Origin of the sequence: Paenibacillus gansuensis (genome assembly GCF_042684925.1) — a bacterium.
GTDB classification, from domain to species: Bacteria; Bacillota; Bacilli; order Paenibacillales; family DY6; genus Paenibacillus_N; species Paenibacillus_N gansuensis.
The window spans coordinates 387,632-406,081 of record NZ_JBHUME010000002.1 but is presented as its reverse complement, the minus strand read 5'-3'; the positions used below and the strand labels follow the sequence as shown (position 1 = coordinate 406,081).

12 protein-coding genes are annotated in these 18,450 nt (G+C 46.1%); 11 read left to right on the top strand and 1 reads right to left on the bottom strand.

Features of this window, described 5'->3' with window-relative positions; translation table 11 throughout:
• The first annotated feature begins 83 nt into the window (after nucleotides 1-83).
• The 7 genes from ACFSUF_RS02020 (at nucleotide 84) to ACFSUF_RS01990 (ending at nucleotide 10,479) form a co-directional block, all read left to right on the top strand.
• On the top strand, nucleotides 84-1,892 hold the full coding sequence (locus ACFSUF_RS02020; RefSeq protein ID WP_377599600.1) for a sensor histidine kinase: 1,809 nt from the start codon (nucleotides 84-86) through the stop codon (nucleotides 1,890-1,892).
• The gene (locus ACFSUF_RS02015) at nucleotides 1,889-3,424 is read left to right on the top strand and encodes a response regulator (protein ID WP_377599598.1); all 1,536 of its coding nucleotides are present in this window, start codon (nucleotides 1,889-1,891) and stop codon (nucleotides 3,422-3,424) included. The genes ACFSUF_RS02020 and ACFSUF_RS02015 overlap by 4 nt, the downstream gene beginning before the upstream one ends.
• 187 nt (nucleotides 3,425-3,611) lie before the next feature.
• On the top strand, nucleotides 3,612-4,868 hold the full coding sequence (locus tag ACFSUF_RS02010; protein WP_377599596.1) for an ABC transporter substrate-binding protein: 1,257 nt from the start codon (nucleotides 3,612-3,614) through the stop codon (nucleotides 4,866-4,868).
• Nucleotides 4,869-4,946: 78 nt separating this feature from the next.
• Nucleotides 4,947-5,894 (top strand): carbohydrate ABC transporter permease, encoded by a 948-nt coding sequence (locus tag ACFSUF_RS02005; RefSeq protein WP_377599594.1) that lies wholly within the window; start codon nucleotides 4,947-4,949, stop codon nucleotides 5,892-5,894.
• Nucleotides 5,895-5,900: 6 nt separating this feature from the next.
• Nucleotides 5,901-6,725 (top strand): carbohydrate ABC transporter permease, encoded by an 825-nt coding sequence (locus tag ACFSUF_RS02000; RefSeq protein ID WP_377599592.1) that lies wholly within the window; start codon nucleotides 5,901-5,903, stop codon nucleotides 6,723-6,725.
• Between the two features lie 45 nt (nucleotides 6,726-6,770).
• Nucleotides 6,771-8,855, top strand: coding sequence for an amylo-alpha-1,6-glucosidase (locus tag ACFSUF_RS01995; RefSeq protein WP_377599590.1), 2,085 nt, complete (start codon nucleotides 6,771-6,773; stop codon nucleotides 8,853-8,855).
• Nucleotides 8,856-8,859: 4 nt separating this feature from the next.
• On the top strand, nucleotides 8,860-10,479 hold the full coding sequence (locus ACFSUF_RS01990) for a glycoside hydrolase family 13 protein (RefSeq protein ID WP_377599588.1): 1,620 nt from the start codon (nucleotides 8,860-8,862) through the stop codon (nucleotides 10,477-10,479).
• Between the two features lie 106 nt (nucleotides 10,480-10,585).
• Here the strand turns inward: ACFSUF_RS01990 and ACFSUF_RS01985 are convergent, their stop codons facing one another.
• The gene (locus ACFSUF_RS01985; RefSeq protein WP_377599586.1) at nucleotides 10,586-11,713 is read right to left on the bottom strand and encodes a GntR family transcriptional regulator; all 1,128 of its coding nucleotides are present in this window, start codon (nucleotides 11,711-11,713) and stop codon (nucleotides 10,586-10,588) included.
• 240 nt (nucleotides 11,714-11,953) lie between these two features.
• Between ACFSUF_RS01985 and ACFSUF_RS01980 the strand changes: the two genes are divergently transcribed.
• The 4 genes from ACFSUF_RS01980 (at nucleotide 11,954) to ACFSUF_RS01965 (ending at nucleotide 18,359) form a co-directional block, all read left to right on the top strand.
• Nucleotides 11,954-13,375 (top strand): extracellular solute-binding protein, encoded by a 1,422-nt coding sequence (locus ACFSUF_RS01980; RefSeq protein ID WP_377599584.1) that lies wholly within the window; start codon nucleotides 11,954-11,956, stop codon nucleotides 13,373-13,375.
• A gap of 73 nt (nucleotides 13,376-13,448) precedes the next feature.
• Nucleotides 13,449-14,342, top strand: coding sequence for a carbohydrate ABC transporter permease (locus ACFSUF_RS01975; protein WP_377599582.1), 894 nt, complete (start codon nucleotides 13,449-13,451; stop codon nucleotides 14,340-14,342).
• 24 nt (nucleotides 14,343-14,366) lie between these two features.
• Nucleotides 14,367-15,209: a carbohydrate ABC transporter permease gene (locus ACFSUF_RS01970; protein ID WP_377599580.1), complete on the top strand. Its 843-nt coding sequence runs from the start codon at nucleotides 14,367-14,369 to the stop codon at nucleotides 15,207-15,209.
• A 45-nt stretch (nucleotides 15,210-15,254) separates the two neighbouring features.
• Nucleotides 15,255-18,359 carry an alpha-mannosidase gene (locus ACFSUF_RS01965; RefSeq protein ID WP_377599578.1) on the top strand — a complete coding sequence of 1,035 codons (3,105 nt, stop codon included), beginning with the start codon at nucleotides 15,255-15,257 and terminating at the stop codon, nucleotides 18,357-18,359.
• The last annotated feature ends 91 nt before the right edge of the window (nucleotides 18,360-18,450 follow it).

Here is an 18,450-nt window from a genome sequence, read left to right as displayed (position 1 = left end):
GTAATATAAATCAGGGTGAAAATGCTAGTAAACTAGGTTAATCTAAAAAAGCGGCAAAATTGCAACGGAAAGAGCGGGTCTTCATGATACGGCTGAAAGAGAAATTTGCACAATTTACCTTAAGAAAGAAACTGATCTTAACATTTTCTTGCTTTATCGTCATCCCTTTTATTATTATTGGCGGCACCTTGTCCTGGCTGTATGTCGAATCCAATCGGAGCATGATTCTCGATGCAGCCGTTGAAAGCAATAAACAAATCGTCAGGAATATTGATACATCGCTTAATCAGATATTACGCTTATCCTTATATCCCGTGCAGGATAAGGCTATATTACAGATCATGCATAAAGACTACACAGCATCTGCATTTCCGTTGTTTGAAAGGAGCCAGGATTACGATACGGCAGGCGCAATGATTAAGAACAGCATTCTGCTGTATTCGGATCTGATTGAATCCGTTGTCATGTACCAAAGCAAAAATCGGATGGTCATAGGGAGAAGTAATGACGATTACATGAATCATGCGTATTTGGAAACAGAGTTTCAACAGGAACCTTATGTCCGGAAGATCATAGATAAAAAAGGATTGTATGTGCCGATCGGCGTGCATCCGGAAAAATTGATGTCCTATGACAATACTCCCGTCGTCTCTATCGGCCGGGCGATCGTCGACCCCTACTCGAAAGAAAATTTGGGTTTTATTTTGCTTAATATCAGTGTGGACAAGTTGAAGACGTTATGGAGCGACATTCGTTTTACAAAGAACACCGGATTCTATTTGATCGATGAGAACAGAAGGATCATATACAGCAAAAATAAACGGGAAATCGGAGAATGGGCAGCGGACGTTATCGGAAATGACTTTGTCCACATGGACGGGGAGCAAAAAGGGTTACTGGAAAACAATAACGAGTATTTGATTGCCTCTACCTCACGTATTTCGAGTTGGATGGCCGTTACGATTATCCCCAAGAACGAATTATTCGCTTTCGTCAATACGATTGTAAGAACGATAGCCATTTCCCTTTTGGTTCTGTTGGGACTGTCGATACTCAGTTCGATATATATCGCCACAGGCATTACAAAGCCTTTATTCCATCTTCAAAGAAAGATGAAGCTGGTCTCTCAAGGGAATTTGGATGTTAGGATCGATATCCAGCAAGGGGAAGTCGGTAAAATCAGCATTACGATTGATAATATGCTCAAGGAAATTCGCAGGCTGATTCAAAAGATTTATGAAGATGAGCAGGAGAAAAGGAATTTGGAAGCACTAGCGCTTCAATCCCAAATCAAGCCTCATTTTATTTACAATACGCTTAATGTCATCAAGTGGATGGCGAAGATTCAGGGGGCTTCGGGAATTGAAGAAGCACTGACCGCTTTTACCAACGTGATCAAGTTTACGGCCAAGACGGAGAGTGATTATGTAACCATCTCCGACGAAGTGGTGTTCATCAAAAACTATACGAAAATTTTGGAGTTCCGTTATTTCAATAAATTTGAGGTTTCTTTCAACATAGATCCAGCTGTAATGGATTACAAAACTTTGAAGTTTCTGCTGCAGCCTCTAATCGAAAATGCGGTTTTCCACGGGTTTGATGAAATCCCTTATAAAGGTACATTAACGGTCAGCATTTTTGAAGATTCCGGCAGCTTACACATGATTGTTGCTGATAACGGCAGAGGATTTCGTGCCGAACAACGGAAAGAGGAGCTCGGCAAAACCGGTGATCAGTTAAATGAGATCGGTGTGAAGAATATAAGAAAACGCATTGAACTCCATTTTGGGGAAGAATATGGTTTGTGGATCACAAGCCAGGAAGGCGGCGGTACGGTGGCTAAGATTGTCGTGCCTGTCATCAATAACAACCACAAAGGTGAAACAAAATGAAATTGATTATCGTAGATGATGAGCCGCTTATTCAGATCGGAATTAAATCATCGATAGGCTGGCAAGGTTCGGGTGTGGAAATCATTGGGGAAGCGGCTGACGGCGAAGAGGCGTTAAAGCTGATCGAGGAGAAGAACCCTGACGTCGTTCTGCTGGATATCAAAATGCCGAAAAAAGACGGGCTTGAGGTGCTTTCAGAAATGAAGGCCAAAGGAATGAAGGCGAAGGTTATCGTTCTAAGCAGCTTTGACGATTTCGGTTACGTGAAGAAAGCTATGAAACTCGGAGCTGTGGATTATTTTCATAAACCAAGCATGAACATTGAGGAAATCTTAGACGTATTAAATAGCCTCAAAGAAGATATCGCAACGGATAACGAAAGCCGGCCACAGGAGCCGAATGCCGAACAGGAACGGGACAGGCTGCTTCATCATTTGCTGACAGGCAAAACGGATGATGCCCGACTGACGAAACTAAAGGAAGGCAACCTGCACGTCGTCTTATTTACGGTAAAACATTACCACCAGGTTATGAGACGGTACACCAAGGAAAGTCCGGCATTTCTGCCGAATATGATCCAAAACCTAATGAACGAGCTGCTCTCCAAAGAGAGCGAGATTGAATGTGTACGGATGGATGAAAACTTGTATGCTGTCATGGTTAGCTACAGCAGCTCTAAAAGTGTTAAGGAATCCTTCTCCCGTGTAAACGATCTCGTGTACATGATCCATTCTTCACTTAAAAGGTTTATCAACATCGATACAATATTCGGAATCAGCGAGGCGTTTCACTCTTTTGGACACTTCAGTCAAGCGTTCAGGCAGGCAAAGCAAGCTTTGGAAATGAAGTTTTATCATCCTAACGATCCGGTTTTCTACTACCGTGCCCGCAATGAGGATGAAGAGCAGAAGCACGAACAGATTCATGATTATGTCGTAGCTATGAAAAACGGATTAAAGGAGGAGAAATACGATGTGTTTGCCATAAATTTGGAAGCGTGGGAACGATATGTTGAGCAGTATGAATGTCTGACCGAGCGGGACGTCAAAAAGATTTATGAAGGACTTCATTTTATGCTGCAAGAAGGGGAGACTTATTCCGGAAAAAACACGGAACAGCAAGAGATTGAGGACTTTGTTGAATTATCCGCTTACTATCACGCGTTATTTAATGAAAAGCTGAAAGCTAAACTAACCGATACGAATAAGGAATATAATCCGCTCATAAGGAACATCATGCAATATATAGAAACGAATTATCAACAATCGATTTCATTAAAAATGTTAGGTGACATCTTTAAGGCCAGCCCGAATTATATCAGCCGTCTATTTAAACAAGAAGTGGACCGAGGTCTATTTGACTATCTGAATGAAGTTAGAATTCGCAGGGCCAAAGAGTTACTGAAGGACTCCAGTCATAAAATTTATGAAATCGCGGAAATGGTCGGATTCAACAGCCAGGTCCATTTCGCTATTGTATTCCATAAATATGTCGGGATGTCTCCGAAAGAGTATCGCAGGGAGATAGGTTGATTACAATAAATAAAAGTAAATTACAATAAATAAGTGCTCGAGATGAAAGCATGAGAAAACATGAGAACTAAGAAAATACTCCATTTTATTAAATTAATCATAATTTGATTAATTTTTTTTTGTCTGCACAACCTTTAACATTACTTGCAGATAGTAAATTACTCATTTTTATGAAGGGGGACTTACCATGAGAAACAAGAAAAAGCTAACGTCAATGCTTATGCTTGCGTTTGTTTTCATCTTCGTTCTGGCGGCTTGCGGCGCCGGCAAAGACAACGGAGGCAACGGTAACCAAGACGGAGCTAACGGAAATACAGGCAACAAAAAAACTACGGTAACGATGGGCTTCTGGGGTACCGCGCAGGATTTAAAGATTTATCAAGCGGCGGCGGATTCCATTTCGGAGAAGTATCCGAACATTGAGCTCAAAATCAAACAATACCCGAGCAGCGATCAATTCTGGAACGCACTTCCGGGTGAAATCGCAGCGAAAGTGGCGCCTGACTTTATTAAAATCTCAAATGAAGGTTCTTATGAGTACATCAATAAAGGTTTGTTCGCGGCACTGGACGATTTGATTCAACCAGCAGGCGTGGATATGAATAAATTCAGCAAAGCCTCGACTGATATTTGGAAAGTAGACGGCAAGCTGTACGGTGTTCCTAACAGCAGTTCTCCGGCCATGTTCTTCATCAACGAAGAGATGTGGAAGAAAGCGGGGCTGGGCGCTTATCCTACAACTTGGGAAGAAGTTCAGGCTGCAGCGAAAAAGCTGACAACGAAAGACGTATACGGTATCACGATTAATCTTGATCCTTACCATATTACTAATTACGCAAAAAGCTTCGGCGGAGGATGGAATAACGGTAAAACGATCAACTCCCCTGAAAACGTCCAAGCATTGCAAACGATATTCGATATGTATAAAGACGGTGTCGCAGTAACTCCTAAATCCGTCGGCTTTGGCTGGGACGGGGAGGTATTTGCTAACGGAAAATCCGCTATGACAACAGGCGGGCACTGGTATAAGAGCTTCTTGAAAGATGCTGCTCCTGACTTGAAATATGCAGCAATTCCTGTACCGAAAGGAACCGTTGCAGGAAGCGCCATGATTGCTGACGCTTATGTGGTCCTTCAAGATGCGAAAAATAAGGAAGCGGCACTGCAGGCAGCGTACTATATGACAAACGAGAAAACGCAAACAGAATTTATGAAATTGGGGAACAACTCGGCTGTAACAAGCTTGTCCTCCAAGTATTTCACGGAAAACCCGGAATTCAAAGGGGTTGAACCGGCACTTGCATACAGCACGGACTTCGGATATCCGGCGGAATCGAAGAAATTTAAAGATGAGCTGGTCAATCAGTTAGAAGCAAATATTCTGGGTGGAGCGAAGAAATCAGCTCAAGAAATTCTCGACAACATTCAGTCGCAATTCAAATAATTGATCGGTTCCCGTTTCTATTTATGAAACGGGAACCTTTTTTCCAGAGAGTTTTTACAATAAGAATGGAGGGATATAATGGCTGGCTATGAAAAACAGATTGCACAAGTTAGCGTAAATAGCGCAAAGAAGCATTCATGGTTCCGTTCCGTCACGGATTCGGATAGGGCTGTCGGCTGGTTGTTCTCTTTACCTTTTTTAATATTATGGGTATGGTGGTTTTTCTATCCCTTTATACAGTCTTTTATCAGAAGCTTTCAGGACGCGAATTTCGCTGATTTGGATGAAGCGAAGTTTATAGGTTTGCAAAACTATATCAATATATTGCAGGACTCGGAATTTTACAGGGCGGTTCTTCACTCCTTGCAAATTGTCTTAATTGCGGTACCGGTTCAAACGATCCTCGGTTTGCTTATGGCGGTTTTGGTCAATCAGAAGGTGAAAGGAAAGGGATTGTTCAGAACCATCTTTTTCATTCCCTATATCACTTCGCAAATCGCGGTGACAACCGTATTTATGACGCTGTTCAAACAAGGCACTTTCGTCACTGAATTTTTTACTTTTTTCGGTTTTGACAATGTCACCTGGTATGCCAGTACAAATTATGCCTTATTGTTCATTGCGATCCTGTTCATTTTTCAACAGAGCGGATTCAGCATGATCGTGTATTTATCGGCACTTCAGGAAGTCCCGAAAGACCTTTATGAAGCGGGACAAATCGACGGAGCATCAAAATGGGCTCAGTTCCGTTATATTACCGTGCCTTATTTGAAGCCGATTACCTTCTTTGTCGTTTCCGTATCCACGATACTCGGTTTTCAAATCTACGACCAAATTGCGGCGATTTCAAGATATGGCGCCCTGGGATCTCCGGCAGGCGCAACGAGCACAGTCGTAACTTATTTCTACCAAAACGGTATTCGTTATTTAAACATCGGTTACGGTAGTGCGGCCGTCGTCTTATTTTTCTTTATCATCATGATCATTACGTTTCTTCAGAAGAAACTGCTGGATGAAAAGGGGTGATGTTGAATGTCAGCTAACAAAAGGGTTTCTACTATTGCAATTTACGCACTGCTTATCATTTTTGGATTTATCTTTGCCGTTCCGTTCTTGTACACGATATACACGTCGCTTGTCAGTTTGCAGGACGTCAACAAGTTTGCGGAATTATCGGATTTGACGTTTAAAAATTACACGCTGTTTTTTACCAATGAAGCCTATAATGTTCCGAAATGGCTATTCAATACCGTGATTATAACCGGTTTGGTTATTCTCGGAAATTTGATTATAAATCCGATGGCTGCGTTTGCTCTTGCGAAATTGGAATTTACAGGAAAGAAAATGGTTTACTGGATTGTTGTTGCAACGATGATGGTTCCATATCAGATGATCCTCATTCCGGTATACGTCAATGTAGCCCACTTGGGGTGGTTGAACACCTTTACGGCTTTGACGGTTCCTTTTCTTTATCAGTGTTTGTATATTTTCATGTTAAGGCAGTTTTTCATTACCGTACCGGGTGAATTTATTGAAGCGGCCCGAATGGACGGACTGACGAAAATGGGTGCCTTCTGGCGCATTGTTTATCCGCTCGCTAAATCGCCGTTGATAACGATGTCGATTCTTGCTTTTGCAGGGACGTGGAACAGTTACCTGATTCCGAGCACTTTGATCAATATTCCGGAGAAATATGTGCTCGTTGTCGGGTTGAACAGCCTAAAAGACGCATTCTTCGAAAACACGCCGCTTATTATGGCAGGTGTAGTGCTGACCACGCTTCCGATTTTGGTCTTCTTCTTCATTTTCCAAAAACAATATATCGAAGGCGTATCCAGCGCCGGTATCAAAGGATGAGCTAATGCTTGACTACATGAATTTACAGAGGAATGAGGGCTGCGGATGGATTACCGTGTCATAAAAGAAGGCGGGTTATTTTATCTTACAGATTTAAATGGCGATGTAGCCGGTAACGATGAAAAAGGACATGGCCTGTATACTAACGATACCCGTTTTTTAAGCCGTATGGAGCTTTATATCGACGGAGAAAAACCGTCGCTGCTGTCTTCAGATGCGGACAAGAGCTATTTTGCTGCCATGCGGCTTATGAAGGTGGAGAAAGATGCAGGCGCGATTGAAATTGTCAGGGAACGTTATATCTACGACGGCACCTTGTATGAGAAGGTGTCGCTCACAAATTATTTTCCTGACGCGGTACGGTTCGATTTCGCAGTTCACTTTGATGCTGATTTCCAGGACATGTTTATCGTCCGGAAATACCGTACGGGTGACGTCGGCCATATAAGCGGCAGGGAACTGAACGAACAAAAGCTTTCCATCCGTTATGAAGGAAAGGACAACATTCAACGAGAAACACTGATCCGCTGGGACGAGAAGGAAACGGCAGCGGATTTGAATGGGGAGATTCATTTCACCGTTGCGCTGGAGCCGAAGCAAACGAAGCAAATATGCTTCTTTATTACTCCTATATTGCAGGATCAACGTAAGACGAGTGCCAGAACATTCGAGGACGGGCTTCAGCTTCTGGAAGCCTCTTACGAAGAATGGTATAAAGCAGCCACTAGCGTTACGACGGACTCCGGCATTTTCAACGGATTATACCGGCGCGGAGTGCAGGATTTACGGATGCTTATGACCGACGTAGGCTACGGCGACATTCCGGTGGCCGGGCTTCCATGGTTCGCTGTTCCATTCGGACGGGATAGCCTGATCACGTCATTGTTCATGCTTCCTCTCAATCCGGACAGCGTGAAAGGAACGCTTCGCACGCTGGCGGCCTATCAGGGAACGGCAAACGATGCGTGGCGGGATGAGCAGCCGGGGAAAATTATGCACGAAATCCGTTTCGGTGAACTTGCGAATACGAACCAGTCACCATTTTCCCCGTACTACGGTTCTGTAGATTCTACTCCGTTGTTTCTTGTGTTGATTGTAGAGTATGTACGCTGGACAGGTGATCTTGCTCTTGTGGAAGAGTTAATGCCGAATGTGATCCGTGCTTTGGAATGGATCGATGCAGCCGATCAGGCGGGCAATGGGTTCCTCACTTACCATCAGGAGGCGGAGAAAGGCTTTCCGAATCAAGGATGGAAAGACTCCGCAAATTCGATCGTGCATGAAACGGGAGCGTATGCCGCAACTCCCATTGCACTTTCTGAGGTGCAAGGCTACGTTTACCAAGCACGAAAAGGGCTGGCTCCGATTATGGAGAGGCTTGGAAAACAGGAATTAGCGGATAAATTGCAGCGTGAAGCCGAGGCGGGCAAAGCTCATTTTGAAAGGGCCTTTTGGATGGAAGACGAACGATATTATGCAATCGCTCTGGATAAGGAACAGCGCCAGGTACGTTCTGTTACATCCAATCCTGGACATTTGCTTCTGGCTGAGCTTCCCGATACGGCACGTGCCGACGATCTTGTCAAACGGCTGACCGCACCGGATATGTTTAACGGATATGGCATTCGTACGATGAGCACGGAGTCGAGCGGTTACTATCCGATGAGCTATCATAATGGCAGCGTGTGGCCGCACGATAATGCGATGATATTGTTAGGCTTAAGCCGAATGGGCTATAACCGTGAAGCAGCCGAGGTTATGACTGGACTTCTTGCTACATCTACTTACTTTGAATACCAACGTTTGCCGGAATTGTTTTGCGGCCATGATTCGGCTCTAGGTAGTCCTGTACCATATCCTACCACTTGCTCTCCGCAGGCGTGGGCGGCGGGTACGTCCATCGTCTTTTTACAAGTGATTTTAGGACTCGTTCCGGATGCGTTAACCAAAACCATTACCCTTGATCCGTTTCTGCCGGATACACTTAACGAGTTTAAAGCGGAGCATATCGGCGTCGGTGAAGGGCGTTTATCGGTTAAGCTGACACGGACAATCGATTCGGATCGTCCGACCGTTGAAATTATTGAAAATACAACCGGTTATCAATTGATAATGGGAATGGGAGCATAAACGTATGAAAAAAACATGGTGGAAGGAAGCCGTTGTTTATCAGGTGTATTGGCGCAGCTTTTATGACACCGACGGAGATGGATATGGAGATTTGGAAGGTGTCATCCAAAAGCTGGATTATATTCGTGAATTAGGCGCTGATGTCATTTGGTTGAATCCATGCTACGGTTCGCCGGACGTGGATAATGGATACGACATCTCCGATTACCGATCCATTATGCCGAAGGCAGGGACAATGGATACCTTCGAGCGGCTGTTGAAGGAAGTGCATGCCCGCGGAATGAAGCTGATCATGGACCTTGTTGTGAACCATACCTCCGATCAGCATCCATGGTTTATCGAATCACGTTCCTCCAAGGATAACCCGAAGAGGGACTATTATATTTGGCGGAAAGAAACCAACAATTGGCGCTCCTACTTCACTCCGTCCACGTGGGAGTACGATCCGCGTACCGATGAATCGTATTTCCACTCCTTTGCGGTGGAACAACCGGACTTGAATTGGGACAATCCACAGGTACGGGAAGAAATTTATGACATGATGCGCTTTTGGCTAGACAAGGGCATTGACGGATTTCGTATGGATGTCATCAACCTGCTTGCTAAACAGCAGGGCTTTCCTGACGCGGAACAACCGGATAACATCTCTTATTTAGGGAACAACCCGGGTATACATGAATATTTGCAAGAAATGAATGAAAAGGTATTAAAACATTATGATATTTTCACCGTAGGCGAAATTCCTTTTGTCACACCTGAGGACGGGCTTCTTTATGTAGGGGAAGATCGGGCTGAACTTGATACCCTATTTCATTTTGAAGTATGCGACTACATGCCGCACTGGGACATGCACCGTTTCAAAGAGATTCAGAAGAGATGGTATGACGGGATGTGGGGAAAAGGGTGGAATTCGCAGTTTCTCAATAACCATGATCATACAAGACTCGTGACCAGGTTCGGCAACGACAGCACCTACAGGGTCGAATCGGCTAAATGCTTTGCTACATTGCTTCATACGCTCCCTGGCATGCCTTACATTTATCAAGGGGAAGAAATCGGGATGACGGGCGTGCGTTTTGAGTCGATTGATGACTACGACGATATTGCTATGAAGAATAAATATAAAGAGGAGGTGGAGAAAGGCCGCGATCCGCAAATGGTGTTCGAGGAACTTCTCCATCTATCGAGAGACAATTCCCGCACACCGATGCAGTGGGACACGTCGGAGCAGGCCGGTTTTACCCAAGGAACTCCTTGGATCAGAATGAATCCGAACTATACGAGCATTAACGCGGAACAGGCGCTGGCCGACCCGGATTCGATATTTTACTATTACCAAAACCTGATTCGGCTGCGAAAAGAAAATGAAGTTATGATTTATGGTTCATATGAGCCATTGATGGAACAAGACCCGGAAATTTACGCTTACTTACGGGTTTTGGGACAAGAACGTTGGTTGGTGCTGCTGAATATATCGGATCAGTCCGTCAAATTCGAGCTACCCGGGTCGTTGTCTGGAAAGTTAGGAGAAATGCTTACTTGTAATTATTCTCAACCGGTAGAGGATGATCTTAGATTAAGGCCTTATGAAGCCCGCATATACCGGGTATCGGTTGGACTGTAGGGATTAAAGCCATTCCATTCGGAATGGCTTTTTCATTGCTTCGGGAGTCAAGCCGGAGTATGGAATATAGAGCAGCGCACAGGCTTTCCGCCTGTGCGCTGCTCTTTTATGATCTTTTAGCTGTAGTGTTCCCAACAACAAGATCGGCCTCATAAGACGACGATAAGGCTTCGTTACCTTGAATTAGCTGGAGGAGGGTTTCAAAGGCCTTTTTTCCCATTTCTTCTTCTCTTTGGCGCATGTGTGTAAACCGGCGTTGCTCCGAAGAAAAGGCCGGGTGGTCAAAGCAAAGGATGGACAAATCTTGCGGGATTTGCAGACCCAGCGATTCGGCTGCGACGGCAGCCATATTAGCTATGTTATATTCTGCTGTGATGACGGCGGTCGGGTTCGTTTCTGAAAGGTAGGACCGGATTGCTTCGACGTTCTTTTGCGAGTCCGTATGGAAGTAAGTGGTGTCCGGCAGTTCCAGAATTTTCTGCACCATGATTCCGTTCTCAGCATGACTTTGGATATAACCCTGAATCCGATCGTCGACTACAGTTGTGACGGCTGTAGGAGGGGCGATGAATCCGATTTTCTCGTGTCCCAGCTCAAGAAGGTAATTCGTCGCCTTAACGGCCGCCGCTGCGTTATCCGTGCATACCGAGACTGCGTCCAACCCCTTAAGCGGCCTATCTACCAACACAAGAGGGAACTTCTCCACAACTAGTTTCAATATCTGATTGTTATAGGTGTCGTTGCTTGAGGGCCAGATGACCAAACCGTCCACCCCGGAATTCATCAGAAACTGAATGGCCTCTTCTTCTTCTTCTCGAATACCGAGGGACCTTCGTACAGTGAGGAAGCACCCCGTCTCTGCAGACTTGCGCTCTAACCCGTAAAACAAACGCGGACCATAGGAATCGTCGTAATCAGGTGTTATATATCCAATGACAGTTGGAAGTACCGCTCCTTGTTTCCGCGGGGGATGATTCCTGTTGTCTTCGGAAGCCGGCTGTGCGGAATAGGAATCAAGAACGAAGGATCCCCGTCCCGGATGCCGGTAGATATAACCCTGGGCCACAAGCATATCATAGGCTTTCTTTGATGTGATTCGGCTTACCCGGTATTGATCGGCCACTTCCTTCTCGGTCGGCACTTTCTCTCCCGATTTATAATGGCCCTCTTCTATATTTTTCTTCAAATCGTCGTAGATGATTTCATACATGGGTTTGGCAGAAGTACTGTTCATAGGTTCACGCTCCAGACTATATATTCCACATCTTATAGGAACCTTCTGCAATGAGCAAGTGAGGGTATGTGATAAGACATAATCATAATATCATATACAACATTATATTTATATCATTTATATCAAAAATAACATTGACATCTTTAATATGTAATATTTATAATGACAATTGAAAGCGTTAACTACATACATCAAGCATAAAAATTAACGCTTATATCCATTTGGGGGAGGAAATATTCGATGAAGAATTGGAAAGGCATATTTACCCTGGCTTTAGCACTTATGCTCATCTTTACAACGGCAGCTTGCAGCAACTCTAACAACGCAAGCGGCAACGGAAACGGCAACACAGCAGCAAACACAAATAAAGACGGCAATGGAGGCAGCGAACCTGCACCGGAGCCGAAAACAGTGAAAGTGGCGTTTGTGAAGTGGGGCGAAGACCATATTTGGATCAAATGGATGAATAAGGTGAAGAAAGAATTTGAAGAGAAGCATCCGGGGGTTACAGTGGAACTGATTCCTGTACCGGGCCAGGATTTTCAAACTAAGTTTTCTCTCATGATGATGGATGAGAAGACTGCGCCGGATGTACTGACGGAAGATACGTTCCTGGTGAACTCCGATGTGGCGGCAGGCAACTTATCCCCGTTGGACGATAAGCTTGCCGCATGGGAAGATTGGTCCAAAATAAACCCTGCAGTACATGAGGCTGTGAAGGGCGCGGACGGTAAATTGTATGGAGTCCCGTTCAATACAGATACCCGCGGACTGTATTACAACACCAATATCTTTAAAGAAGCAGGCATTCCGGTTCCTTGGCAGCCGAAGAACTGGAACGAGATTCTAGATGCCGCAGCCAAAATTAAGACAGCCAGACCGGATGTAGTTCCATTCTGGGCTAACGCAGGTAAAGCTACAGGCGAAGGCACTACGATGCAGACGTTTGAAATGCTGCTTTATGGAACCGACGATACTTTGTATGACTACGATCAGAACAAATGGGTAGTAGAAAGCCCGGGAATCGTGAAATCTCTGCAATTTGTCCAAAATATGTTCTCTAAAGGGCTGGGGCCGAAACTATCTCAGATCCTTACTCCGCAAGCCCCGCAAATTCTGGAGAAAGACCTGCTTCGCAAAGAGAAAGTTGGTATTGTCCTTAACGGCAACTGGATGCCGGGCCCGTTCCGTGAAGGCGGAACGCTTGCATGGCCTGAGATGACGAAAGTGTATCAGCTGGCTGCCATGCCTACCGAGCAAGGACAAGGGAAAGGCTTTACGTCCATGTCCGGCGGATGGGCGCTGTCCGTTCCAGCTAAAGCTCAGCAGAAAGATCTGGCATTCGAATTTGTAACGACAGCTATGAACTACGACAACCATAAGTTCTTGAGTTTAGGCGACGCTTCACTAACGCCTAGAACGGATTTGGCGGAAGACCCTGAGTATAAAGATGCGCCGGGCATGGTTGTCGGCAGAGCGGCAGAATTTATTCAATACACGAATTTCCGTCCTGCTTTCGCTGAATATCCTTCCGTATCCACTCACATTCAAGAGATGGTTGAAGTAGTGGCGGCAGGTAAGATGAAGCCTGAGGAAGCGATGAAGCAATTTTCCAAGAATGTCGTTCGTCTAGTTGGCGAGGATAAGGTCATCAAGAAATAATGTTTTCATTACATTAGTCCGGGATAAACTTCTTCCTGGACTAATGATTTTAATGCCCCGGAGGATTCATAGCATGTCAAAAACCGTAAACAGCAGCCTTCAACGGCACACGGCAGTGAAAGCTTCCTTTTTCCTATTGCCGGCATCTGCTTTAATGATTTTTTTCTTTTTTGTACCGGTAGCCATGACTTTTTTCTACGCCTTCACAAATAAGACTCTAAACGGACTGCATGCCAAACAGTACGACTTTGTAGGATTCGATAACTTTGTTTTCCTGTTCTCCGATGATAATTTTCGGGCTATCCTATTGAACACTTTGGTCTTCCTGTTCTTCTCGGCGATTGTCGGGCAGCAGGTGCTTGGATTTATAACAGCTTATTTAATGGACGAAAAGCCGAAGTTTATCCGAAGCGCGGTAGGTATCATTCTTATTGCGGCCTGGGTAGTTCCGGAGACGATCTGCGCATTTATCTGGTTTGCCTTTTTTAGCGATGAAGGAACGCTGAACCGCATTATGGATTTCGTCGGCATTAAGCCAATTGCTTGGCTCATCACGTTCCCTATGATTTCAGTCATCGTAGCCAATATCTGGCGCGGTACCGCTTTTTCCATGATGGTATTTCAAGCGGCTCTCGGAGACGTTCCGAAAGATATCAAGGAAGCAGCCAAAATGGACGGTGCCTCAGGCTTTCAAATGCTGATCCGCGTAACCTTGCCGGTGATCAAAAACGCCATCTTAATGAATATGGTACTGATTACATTAGCTACCTTGGGCGTGTTCACCCTGATTTTTGCCATGACCGGAGGCGGCCCAGGCATACAGACCGAAACGCTTCCTTTGTATATGTATCATCAAGCTTTTGTAGGATATCAAATCGGCTATGGAACCGCCATTGCTCTGATTCTGTTGTCAGTAGGGATTGTGGCCAGTCTGTTGTATATCCGGATTCTCAGAGTAAAAGTATGACCTAGGCAATAGTCAGGAGGAACTATGAAAAACAACGCTTATTTGAAGTTATCGTCATCTAACCCGGTTCTTGCTTACGGGATACTCGGCCTATTGGCTATTATTTTCTTGCTGCCCCTGCTGTGGGTCATTCTATCATCGGTCGATTCCAATGCTACGGTGTCCCTGCAGGCGCCGAGATCGTTGACACTGGATCATTATAAGGATGTTATCGGCAACAAGGAACAGCAAAGAGCGTTTATAAACGGACTTCTGCTGTCCATCGGGGCAACCTTAATCGTACTTGTGCTGGCGGGATTTGCCGCTTATCCCCTTTCCCGTTACCAATTCAAGACGAAACGCATGTACTTGTTTACGATTCTGTTCGCAACAGGGCTGCCGTTGTCGGCGGTTATGATTCCTGTATATCAGATCTTTGTGTACTTTAACCTGCATAATTCTCTGTTGTGGACATCCGTGTTTATGGCAGCAACGGCCTTGCCGGTAGGGATTTGGATGTTAAAAAATTTCATGGATTCGATTCCATACGAGCTTGAAGAAGCCGCTTGGATGGACGGTGCTTCCGCTTTTCAAACGCTGACGAGAATTATGGTCCCGCTGATGCTTCCAGGATTGTTTGCGGTAAGCATTACGTTGTTTTCAGGAGCATGGGGGAATTTCTTAGTTCCGTTTCTGCTGCTTCAATCTCCCGATAAGGTACCTGTTTCGGTCACTGTATTTCAATTTTTTGGCCAATACGGGATGGTTGAATATGGGAAGTTAGCGGCGTTCTCCATTCTTTATACGGTGCCGATCGTTGCGCTGTATGCTATGGGGCAGCGGTACATGTCGCAAGGATTCAGTTTCGGGGGAGCTGCCAAAGGCTGAGCAGGCTGCAACCAATAGAAACCAAGCATAGTAAGGAGTATAGGTATGTTCTGGACAGAAGAGAAACTAAAAGCACGAATAAGGGAACTATCATCCTACCGTTACAGAAATATGATCGAAATTGAAAGCTTTCAGTTTCGGCTGGGACAACAGGAAGATGTTCTGCGCCAAGGGGATCAATGGGGGGGGCGCGATGTTTATGCGGGTCTCAGTGCGCGATTTTCTTTTCCTAAGGACTGGCGCGGGAAGACTATAATAGGATGGTTCGATTTCGGGAAAACGGCTTTCGGCACGACGGGAGGATTCGAGTCCTTGCTGCTGGTAGACGGAGAGCCCTTCCAAGGGGTGGATACTTTTCATAGGGAAGTGCTGTTTCCTTCGGAGTTTGCGGGGCAGGAGAAGCAGCTTGAGTTCCAAGTCTGGTCAGGACTGGAAGGCATGCAGCGGGAGCAGATCCAGATGGTGCATCAGTTTAAGGCAGCCCGGATCGGCTGGTTGGATTCGGCGGCGGACGATCTGTATTTTACCGGCAGAGCCGCATTGGAGACACTGTCTGCTTTGACGGATGAAGCACCCGAGAAGCCGCTTATAAGGCAGGCGCTGAATAAGGCGTTTCAGCTTATTGATTGGGGGCACCCTGGATCGGACCAGTTTTATGCATCATTGTCCTTAGCGCTTGCGCATCTGAATCAGGGGATAGAAAGGATCGGCAAGCACCACCCCGTTACCGTGCTTGCCATAGGACATACGCATATTGATGTAGCCTGGCTATGGCGGCTCAAGCATACCCGGGAGAAGATCGCCAGATCTTTCTCTACCGTGTTAAGGCTGATGGAGCATTATCCGGAATATCAATTCCTGCAAACCCAGTCTCAGCTGTACGATTATATCCGCGAAGACCATCCTGCTATTTACAAGCAGATCAAGGATCGGGCAGCGGAAGGACGCTGGGAAGCGGGTGGCGCGATGTGGCTGGAGGCAGACTGCAACTTGCCGTCAGGGGAATCTCTGGTGCGCCAGATCCTGTACGGTACCCGGTTTTTTCGCGATCAATTCGGTGTAGAGTGCACCTATTTATGGCTGCCTGACGTATTCGGATACTCATGGGCGCTTCCCCAAATTCTGAAAAAATCGGGAATCGAGATGTTCATGACCACCAAGATCAGCTGGAACCAGTATAACCGTATGCCGCATGATACGTTCCGGTGGCGGGGCATCGACGGTACAGAGATACTGACTCATTTCATAACAACGCCTGATGTTGATAATACTGCGGCAACCTCTTACACCTATAACGGCGTTGTGGCTGCGCAGACTGTCAAAGGTATATGGGATCAATACCGGGATAAGGAACTCACTCAGGATTTATTAATGTGTTACGGATACGGCGACGGCGGAGGCGGCGTGAACAGGGATATGCTGGAGATGCGGCGCAGGCTGGACCGGATGCCGGGCATTCCCCGCGTCCAGACAGGAAGAGCCGATGTCTATTTCGATAAGCTCCGGCAGACGGTGGAAAACACAGAGGCTTATGTACATACATGGGATGGAGAACTATATCTGGAGCTGCACCGGGGAACCTACACAAGCCAAGCCGCCGTCAAAAAAGCCAATCGCAAGCTTGAGCTGCTGTTCCGTGAATCGGAGATCCTGAACATTTTGTTGGGCATACATCAGGAAAACCTCGATATGTACCCTAAAAAGCGGCTTCAAGCAGGATGGACGATCTTGCTGCGAAATCAGTTTCACGATATTATCCCAGGTTCGTCCATTCAAGACGTCTATAAGGACAGTTTGCAGGAGTATAGTGAAGCTGACGCCATTGCAAGAGAAACGATAGGGGCTGCCGCCGAAGTTTTGCAGGCGAGTGAGGAACCGGCATATACCGTCTTTAATACAGTTTCGTGGAAACGGGACGGTCTGGCTTTGCTGCAGGGTGCAGACGCTGAGCAGAGTTCCGCTCGCTGGACCGATTCCCGAGGACGGCTGCTTGTCAGCCAAACGGATAAACAGGGTGTATGGATCAAGATGGCCGAAGTACCCCCGATGGGATATCAGACGATTTATCCTGCCGGCAAAGCAGTACAGGTTTCGAAGGAGCTTCCATTCCGCTTTACGCCCACAGGCATAAGTACTCCTTATTATGAAATGAGCTGGAATGAGTGCGGGCAGTTTACCCGGATTTACGATAAGCAGGCTGCCAGGGAAGTGCTCAAGCCGGAGGAAAGAGGCAACGTACTTCAAGTATATGAAGATAAGCCTTTGGACTGGGACGCTTGGGATATTGAGCTCTATCACAGGGAGAAAATGTTGGAGGTTACCGGCTCTTTAGAGATAAAGCTTGTAACGGAAGGTCCGTTGTTCGCGATTGTCCGAATGAGCTGGCAATACCAGTCTTCGACCATTGAGCAGGATATCGTATTCTACTCAGAAGACAGGCGTATCGATTTTCGTACCAAAGTGCATTGGCACGAACAGAATCAGCTGCTGAAGGTATCTTTCCCTGTGAACATCAGAGCCACCGAGGCTACTTACGATATTCAGTACGGAAACGTGAAGCGCCCGACCCATTGGAATACAAGCTGGGATATGGCGCGCTTTGAGACGGCAGCTCACCAATGGGCGGATCTTTCAGAAAGAGGGTACGGCGTAAGTATCCTGAACGATTGTAAATACGGGCATGCCGTGAAAGATCATATTATGACGCTGACGCTGATTAAGTCGGCTGTATGGCCAGACCCCCAAGCGGATCAAGGTTTACATGAGTTTACTTATTCCCTGTATCCACATCAGGGCGACTGGGCCCAAGGCAGCACTGTTCCGGCGGCCTGGGATTTGAACCAGCCTCTTACCGTCCTGCCCGGAAAGGCGGCGGATCGTCCGGCCGAGAAATCCTTTGTGACCATTTCACAGCCTAATGTGATGTTGGATGCATTAAAGATGGAAGAGGACGGTTCTTCCCTGATTGTACGGGTACATGAATATACGGGACAGAGCGGGCCTGTTGAGATTACGGCGGATTTCTCCGTTCAAAGCTGGCAGGAATGCGATTTACTCGAACGCGGGTCGGGGGAGATGCGGACAGGAAAGTCGATATCTTTTGATATCAAACCATACGAAGTCAAGACGTTTCTGCTGACGATCGGGTAGCATTTCGGGGCGGGGCTTTTGAGAGGGGTGATGCCGGAAGGTTTTTGACACCTTAGATAGACTTGAATTAGCAATGGGCTTCTACAATTTA

Coding starts and splice junctions, on each gene's coding strand:
- ACFSUF_RS02020 (WP_377599600.1), top strand. CDS start 84: ATGATACGGCTGAAAGAGAAATTTGCACAATTTACCTTAAGAAAGAAA.
- ACFSUF_RS02015 (WP_377599598.1), top strand. CDS start 1,889: ATGAAATTGATTATCGTAGATGATGAGCCGCTTATTCAGATCGGAATT.
- ACFSUF_RS02010 (WP_377599596.1), top strand. CDS start 3,612: ATGAGAAACAAGAAAAAGCTAACGTCAATGCTTATGCTTGCGTTTGTT.
- ACFSUF_RS02005 (WP_377599594.1), top strand. CDS start 4,947: ATGGCTGGCTATGAAAAACAGATTGCACAAGTTAGCGTAAATAGCGCA.
- ACFSUF_RS02000 (WP_377599592.1), top strand. CDS start 5,901: ATGTCAGCTAACAAAAGGGTTTCTACTATTGCAATTTACGCACTGCTT.
- ACFSUF_RS01995 (WP_377599590.1), top strand. CDS start 6,771: ATGGATTACCGTGTCATAAAAGAAGGCGGGTTATTTTATCTTACAGAT.
- ACFSUF_RS01990 (WP_377599588.1), top strand. CDS start 8,860: ATGAAAAAAACATGGTGGAAGGAAGCCGTTGTTTATCAGGTGTATTGG.
- ACFSUF_RS01985 (WP_377599586.1), bottom strand. CDS start 11,713: ATGAACAGTACTTCTGCCAAACCCATGTATGAAATCATCTACGACGAT.
- ACFSUF_RS01980 (WP_377599584.1), top strand. CDS start 11,954: ATGAAGAATTGGAAAGGCATATTTACCCTGGCTTTAGCACTTATGCTC.
- ACFSUF_RS01975 (WP_377599582.1), top strand. CDS start 13,449: ATGTCAAAAACCGTAAACAGCAGCCTTCAACGGCACACGGCAGTGAAA.
- ACFSUF_RS01970 (WP_377599580.1), top strand. CDS start 14,367: ATGAAAAACAACGCTTATTTGAAGTTATCGTCATCTAACCCGGTTCTT.
- ACFSUF_RS01965 (WP_377599578.1), top strand. CDS start 15,255: ATGTTCTGGACAGAAGAGAAACTAAAAGCACGAATAAGGGAACTATCA.